The sequence below is a fragment of the Candidatus Cyanaurora vandensis genome, from assembly GCF_013285555.1.
In the GTDB taxonomy this organism is placed as follows: Bacteria; Cyanobacteriota; Cyanobacteriia; order Gloeobacterales; family Anthocerotibacteraceae; genus Cyanaurora; species Cyanaurora vandensis.
The window spans coordinates 1-5,097 of the sequence record NZ_JAAXLT010000070.1 but is presented as its reverse complement, the minus strand read 5'-3'; the positions used below and the strand labels follow the sequence as shown (position 1 = coordinate 5,097).

Annotated in this window: 7 protein-coding genes and 1 pseudogene; 5 read left to right on the top strand and 3 right to left on the bottom strand. The window is 53.3% G+C overall.

Annotated elements, in window-relative coordinates; all coding sequences use genetic code 11:
- Nucleotides 1–734: Tic22 family protein (locus HFM78_RS04470; RefSeq protein ID WP_287128223.1), on the top strand; the 734-nt coding region annotated here is incomplete at its 5' end.
- The gene (prmC, locus tag HFM78_RS04465) at nt 715–1,590 is read left to right on the top strand and encodes a peptide chain release factor N(5)-glutamine methyltransferase (protein ID WP_287128222.1); all 876 of its coding nucleotides are present in this window, start codon (nt 715–717) and stop codon (nt 1,588–1,590) included. The genes HFM78_RS04470 and prmC, both read left to right, overlap by 20 nt.
- Here prmC and HFM78_RS04460 read toward each other — a convergent pair.
- From HFM78_RS04460 to HFM78_RS04450, 3 genes are all read right to left on the bottom strand, one after another.
- Entirely contained in the window at nt 1,553–1,915 is a 363-nt protein-coding gene (locus HFM78_RS04460; protein ID WP_287128221.1) for a hypothetical protein, read from the bottom strand. The genes prmC and HFM78_RS04460 overlap by 38 nt on opposite strands.
- Nucleotides 1,916–1,976: 61 nt before the next feature.
- Nucleotides 1,977–2,867, bottom strand: a complete 891-nt coding sequence (locus HFM78_RS04455; RefSeq protein ID WP_287128220.1) for a ferredoxin--NADP(+) reductase — start codon at nt 2,865–2,867, stop codon at nt 1,977–1,979.
- A gap of 74 nt (nt 2,868–2,941) precedes the next feature.
- Entirely contained in the window at nt 2,942–3,151 is a 210-nt protein-coding gene (locus HFM78_RS04450) for a DUF3134 family protein (RefSeq protein WP_287128219.1), read from the bottom strand.
- 206 nt (nt 3,152–3,357) lie between these two features.
- Between HFM78_RS04450 and HFM78_RS04445 the strand changes: the two genes are divergently transcribed.
- From HFM78_RS04445 to HFM78_RS04435, 3 genes and pseudogenes are all read left to right on the top strand, one after another.
- On the top strand, nt 3,358–4,038 hold the full coding sequence (locus HFM78_RS04445) for a response regulator (protein WP_287128218.1): 681 nt from the start codon (nt 3,358–3,360) through the stop codon (nt 4,036–4,038).
- A gap of 272 nt (nt 4,039–4,310) precedes the next feature.
- Entirely contained in the window at nt 4,311–4,760 is a 450-nt protein-coding gene (locus HFM78_RS04440; protein ID WP_287128217.1) for a response regulator transcription factor, read from the top strand.
- 119 nt (nt 4,761–4,879) lie between these two features.
- A pseudogene (locus HFM78_RS04435) lies at nt 4,880–5,097 on the top strand (RNA-guided endonuclease TnpB family protein); the annotation flags it as partial.

The following is a 5,097-nucleotide window of genomic DNA, read 5'->3' as shown; positions in this document are numbered from 1 at the left end:
TGACCGATAAGCAAGTGAGCGAAAAGCTCAATAATGTGCCTGCCTTTGCCATTGTCAATAAAGAGGGCAAGCCCCTGATTGTGCCCGTCAAAGAAAAAGATGCCAAGGAAGAAGTGGGCGTGATCCCAGTTTTCACCGATGGCGACCTCGCCTCTAAAAATTACGCCGAGTTCCAGAAGAACGCCCCGGATGCCAGCAAGCTCTACCAGATCATCCCGATCCGCCTGGGTGAAGCCTTTGATGCCGCCCGTACTGAACGGCAGAACAAGGAAAGCAAGATCCGCTACTACTTCCAGCCTGATCCCGAAGACCAGAAGAAAGCCCTCGCTCTGGCTAAACAAACCAAATCAGACATCAAAGAATTCCCTTGGATTCCCGTTTTCTTTTTAGGTAAAGGCGGTCAGCCCGTAGTTTTTACCAAGGGTTCAGAGCAGTCGCTACCCTTTTTCTTCAGCGAAGACGACCTCCAGAAACAGTGGCAACTGCTGAAAAAAGATAAACCCGACATGGCTATCAAAGCAGAAATTCAGGTGGCGAGCTTATACCAAATCCTTGACTTCATGCTTGATGCCAAAAATGATAAAGAAGCCCAAGCCATTACCTTCATTCCCGCCGAGGATGCTTTGAAGTACGTGGATACGATCCAGAAGAACCTGCCCTCGGGTTTCGCCAAAGATGGAGCCCCGGCCACAACCCCGGTCGCCCCCAAGCCCAATGAAGCTCCCAAACCCTGAGACCTTTCAGAATTGGCGGCAACAGTCTCGTCGTGCAGCTCTAGTTCAAGAGATTGACCCGATTGAAGTAGACCGTTTAATTCAGGGGGTCACGGACCTAGGGCGGTTGGAATGGACCGAACCAACCCTAGCCCCCTACCTATCCCGCCTAGAATCCCTCTGGCAGCGGCGGGTTTTAGAGCGCGTGCCCCTGCAATACCTGTTGGGCGAGGTGGGCTGGCGAGATTTCACTTTGGTTGTCCGGCCTGGGGTCTTGATTCCGCGCCCGGAGACTGAGCTACTCGTGGATTATGTTGTCCAAGCTCTTCAGGGGACGACTCCTGAACGGATCGTAGATGTGGGGACGGGGAGTGGTTGCTTAGCGGTGGGGTTGGCCCGCGCCCTGCCCGGTGTACAGGTACTAGCTGTAGATGTAGACCCCCAATGTCTGGTCGTAGCTCAGGAGAACAGCCAGCGTCTAGGGTTGACCACCATTGAACTCAAGCTGGGTTCCTGGCTAGAACCAATTACAGGTCTGGTGGACGCGGTGGTGAGTAATCCCCCCTACATTCCCCAGGCGCAACTTGCTGAACTTGCTCCCGAAGTGCGAGACCACGAACCCTGGCTTGCTTTAGTGGGCGGTACCGATGGTCTAGATGCCTTTCGAGAGCTGGTGTCTCAAGCTCCCCGTGTCCTTAAATCAGGGGGCTTATGGGCAGTGGAAGTGATGCAGGGACAAGCCGCCCAGGTCATGACGTTACTCCATCAGGCGGGTTATCAAGAGATTACCGGCCAACCGGATTTAGAGTGCAATCTCCGTTTCGTCCTAGCCCGTGCCCCTAGCGCAGCCCAGTATCACAATCTAGGCGAATCTTAGTCATCGTCTGGGGTTTAACTATGACAGTCTCTACCTCGGGTAAACGGCGGACCCCGGCACAAGCTAGAACTTCAATTTGATAATTGCCGGGGGCCAAGGTCAAAACCGACTCCCCCCTGAGATTGGTTGCCGCCCGTCGGACTTCTTTACCCGTCAGGTCTAGCACCCGGACGGAGGCCCCTGCCACGGGAGCCGCATTCTCAACACCTACCTGGGTGACAGGTGTAACGGGTCCGCGATAAACCTGGACTAGCAGCCCCGTATCCGCAGCTTGTACCATCGCCGCAACTCCCAGTAAACCGATTAAGCTGACCCGCCAGTCCATAGACCACCCACCAAAAAGGGAGCAAGCCCAAGCCTGCTCCCTTGCTTGACGTGCAGTCGAGCTAGTAAGTTTCCACGTGCCAGAAGCCCGCCTGTTTCAAGTCGTACTGGACCTTAGACCACTCTTGACCCGCCTGTTGCGCGACCTCGGCGTAGGCGGCATCAATTCCGGTCTCCATCCCGCGCAGACCACAGATGTAGGTATAGGTATTGCCCTGCTGGAGCCAGGACCATAACTCATCTACATGTTCGGCGATCCGGTTCTGGACATACATCTTCTCGCCCTTCTTATTCTTCTGTTCCCGCGAGACCGCTAGGGAGATACGGAAGTTAGGCAAGTGTTCGTACTGTTTGTAAAGGTCTTCATACAGCACATCTGTCGAGGTCTGGACCCCAAAGAACACCCATACTTGACCCTGCCAACCGCCGGGACGCTCCTCAAAAATATGCTTCAGAAAAGCCCGAAAGGGCGCAATCCCAGTCCCCGTGGCAATCAAGACTAGATTAGCCGTGGGGTCTTCCGGTAACAGGAAGTTTTTACCAACTGGGCCCGTGATGAGGACCTCATCATCGGGTTTGAGGTCACAGAGGAAATTGGAGGCCACTCCGCGCACTTCTTCTTTAGTCTCAGGATGGATATAAACAACACGCTTCACACACAGAGCCACGGAGCGTTCGCCGCCCTCATCACCCGTTCGCGTCGAGGCAATGGAGTAAAGCCGTAACTTGTGGGGCTTGCCCTTGGCATCAAGGCCGGGGGGGATGATCCCGATACTCTGCCCTTCGAGATACTGTAAGTCGCCATCCGCGAGGTCCATCACCACATGGCGGACATCGTTGGGGCTCTCATCCGGGGTCAGACGCTCAACTCGCAGAGCCTTACCCTTAAATGGGGCGTTGGGCCGATAGGTATTGACAGAGATTGCTTCGGTTCTGACAGTCGCATGGGCCATAAGTGCACGTCCTCAAGCGGGTAAGCAGTGACAACATGACCCCAAGAATACACCAGTCTTCTCAGGGGCGGCGATTAATCCTCGTCCACATCTACAGTATCTTCAGTCTCTTCATCAAAGAGTTCTTCGATTTCTTCCTCATCCAGGACAGGCATCTCGATGTTCTGACGGGCCACGACCCGTCCCTTACTCTGGAGCCATTCTAGAATGCTCTCGCGCTGAGCCATCGGCAGGATGGCTGCTTTTTCGTAACGCGGTTCTTCCCGGAGAGTCGGGTTACGCATGAGACATTACTATTTGCATTAACCCACTGTAATATCTTTTGTGTCCATCCCACAATACCGCTTCTCCTGGGGTCCACCAGCCCGCCGAATCAACCATTCATCCGTAATTATACTTAACTCAGATACTTAGGTTACTCTACTGTATTGCAGGTGACAATTCTCAGCAGAAACCACAATATATTGGAGCAATGAGTCGGGGTGCAGTCTTGGCCACGCGTAAAATCATGGTGTTAGATAGTTCCGATATGGGCCGCCGATTCTATGCTTTAGCCCTGCGCTCCCAGGGTTATGAGGTGGTTGTGGGCTCTGAGCTTCGAGACCTTGATCAAGCCCTGACCCTCCACACGCCCTTGGTCCTGCTCCTAGATATGAAGCTCCCCGGTCTGAGTCCCTACAGCCTTTGTGGTCAGTTGCAGACCAGTTTTCCTGCTCTATCGGTGCTCCTACTGGTTGAACGGGATACGCCCCTCGCTGCTGTGGAACAACGTTGGGCCATCAGCCGGGGAGCCGCTGATCTGTTGCTCAAAAATCCGGCTCAAGTCGAGGCGGTTTTAGTCCGGGTTAATCAGTTGATCCGGGGGATTTCCTCGGTAGACCGCCAGACCCTGCGCTCGGCCCTCCAAGGACTCCAGCCTACGCTCGCGCCCCGTCCGCTCTTACCCAGTCCCGTCCACGGTCCTGTCCTCATCCCCAGCCCTGCTGCGCCCTTGGCCTCACGCAGTCGCTTCCTCAACGGACTCCAGAACGCTTGGCTTGCCATTCAAACCAAAGCTCCCGAGGTACCTACCCCTCTCCCAATTGAGCCCGTCGTCCGTTATCGCGGTACCATCATCCATCGTCCAGAAATTTCCCTCCCCGTGGAGCTAGAAGCCCAACTTGACATCTAACCCCTGCTAGAACGACCAGCTATTCAACCCCAGCCACCAAGTCGGCGACGCCGGGAACCTGCTAGTTACAATTTCCGCCGTGTGCGGTTACGGCCCTAAGTGTTTGTACTGAAAACCTAAGGCTATTCTTGGGCCTGTGCCACCCGTAAAAGTTGTCATAATCTTTATTTCACGAGCTTTTATATTTTCTAAATGTGAAAATTACGCAAGATGGAGCCGAGGGATTAGCAGTATCGTAAAGGTGCGTTGTGGGTAGGACAGGGGAGTCGGGTATGCGTCGTGAGAAGGTTCTACTGATTGAAAAACATGAGTACTACCGTCTGCGCTTCGCTCAAGGCTTGGCTTCCCAGGGCTATGAAGTCGTCTGCTACACCTCAGCGCGTGATTTCGATGAATGTATCCAGCGCGAAACGCCTTATTTACTCATGCTCGATATGGGCCAAAACGGAATCAATCCCTACGATATTTGCCGCCACTGTCAAGATTTCTATCCGTGGATGCCAATTTTACTTACGGTTGAACGGAGAGAACCCATTGAACCCTTAGAACGACGTTGGGCCATTAATCAAGGAGCCACGGATATCCTCGTTAAGCGGGTTAACCAACTCGAAGTCCTCCTCCAACGAGTCCATGACCTACTGCGCCCCGGTACCCAGGTGAACCAACAGGCTTTGCTTTCCTCCCACACGGTAGAAGCCCCCGCCGTAGTTCATGAGAACTAAAGTTATCAAGAGCGGCGTAAAACCCCTAGCTTTAGCTATGGGCATATAAGCCGTATCAGCCAATGGCGAATAGGATATCTAAGCAACAACTTTCAGCTTAAATAAACTATAATAATAGTATGTTAGTCCTTGAGTCAAAGTTAGTCGCCACCTCTGAGCAGTTCGCCTTAATTGATGAAGCGATACGCACGTTCCAATTCATCCGCAATAAAGCCTTGCGCTACTGGATAGATACCAAAGGAGCTACCCAGTATGACCTAAATAAACAGTGTGCGATTCTTGCCAAAGAGTTTGAATGGGCAGGAAAGCTAAACTCGATGGCGCGACAGTCAGCAGC

Bases quoted from the DNA above. Each gene is read 5' to 3' on its own strand.
- prmC (WP_287128222.1), top strand. From the start codon at position 715: ATGAAGCTCCCAAACCCTGAGACCTTTCAGAATTGGCGGCAACAGTCT.
- HFM78_RS04460 (WP_287128221.1), bottom strand. From the start codon at position 1,915: ATGGACTGGCGGGTCAGCTTAATCGGTTTACTGGGAGTTGCGGCGATG.
- HFM78_RS04455 (WP_287128220.1), bottom strand. From the start codon at position 2,867: ATGGCCCATGCGACTGTCAGAACCGAAGCAATCTCTGTCAATACCTAT.
- HFM78_RS04450 (WP_287128219.1), bottom strand. From the start codon at position 3,151: ATGCGTAACCCGACTCTCCGGGAAGAACCGCGTTACGAAAAAGCAGCC.
- HFM78_RS04440 (WP_287128217.1), top strand. From the start codon at position 4,311: ATGCGTCGTGAGAAGGTTCTACTGATTGAAAAACATGAGTACTACCGT.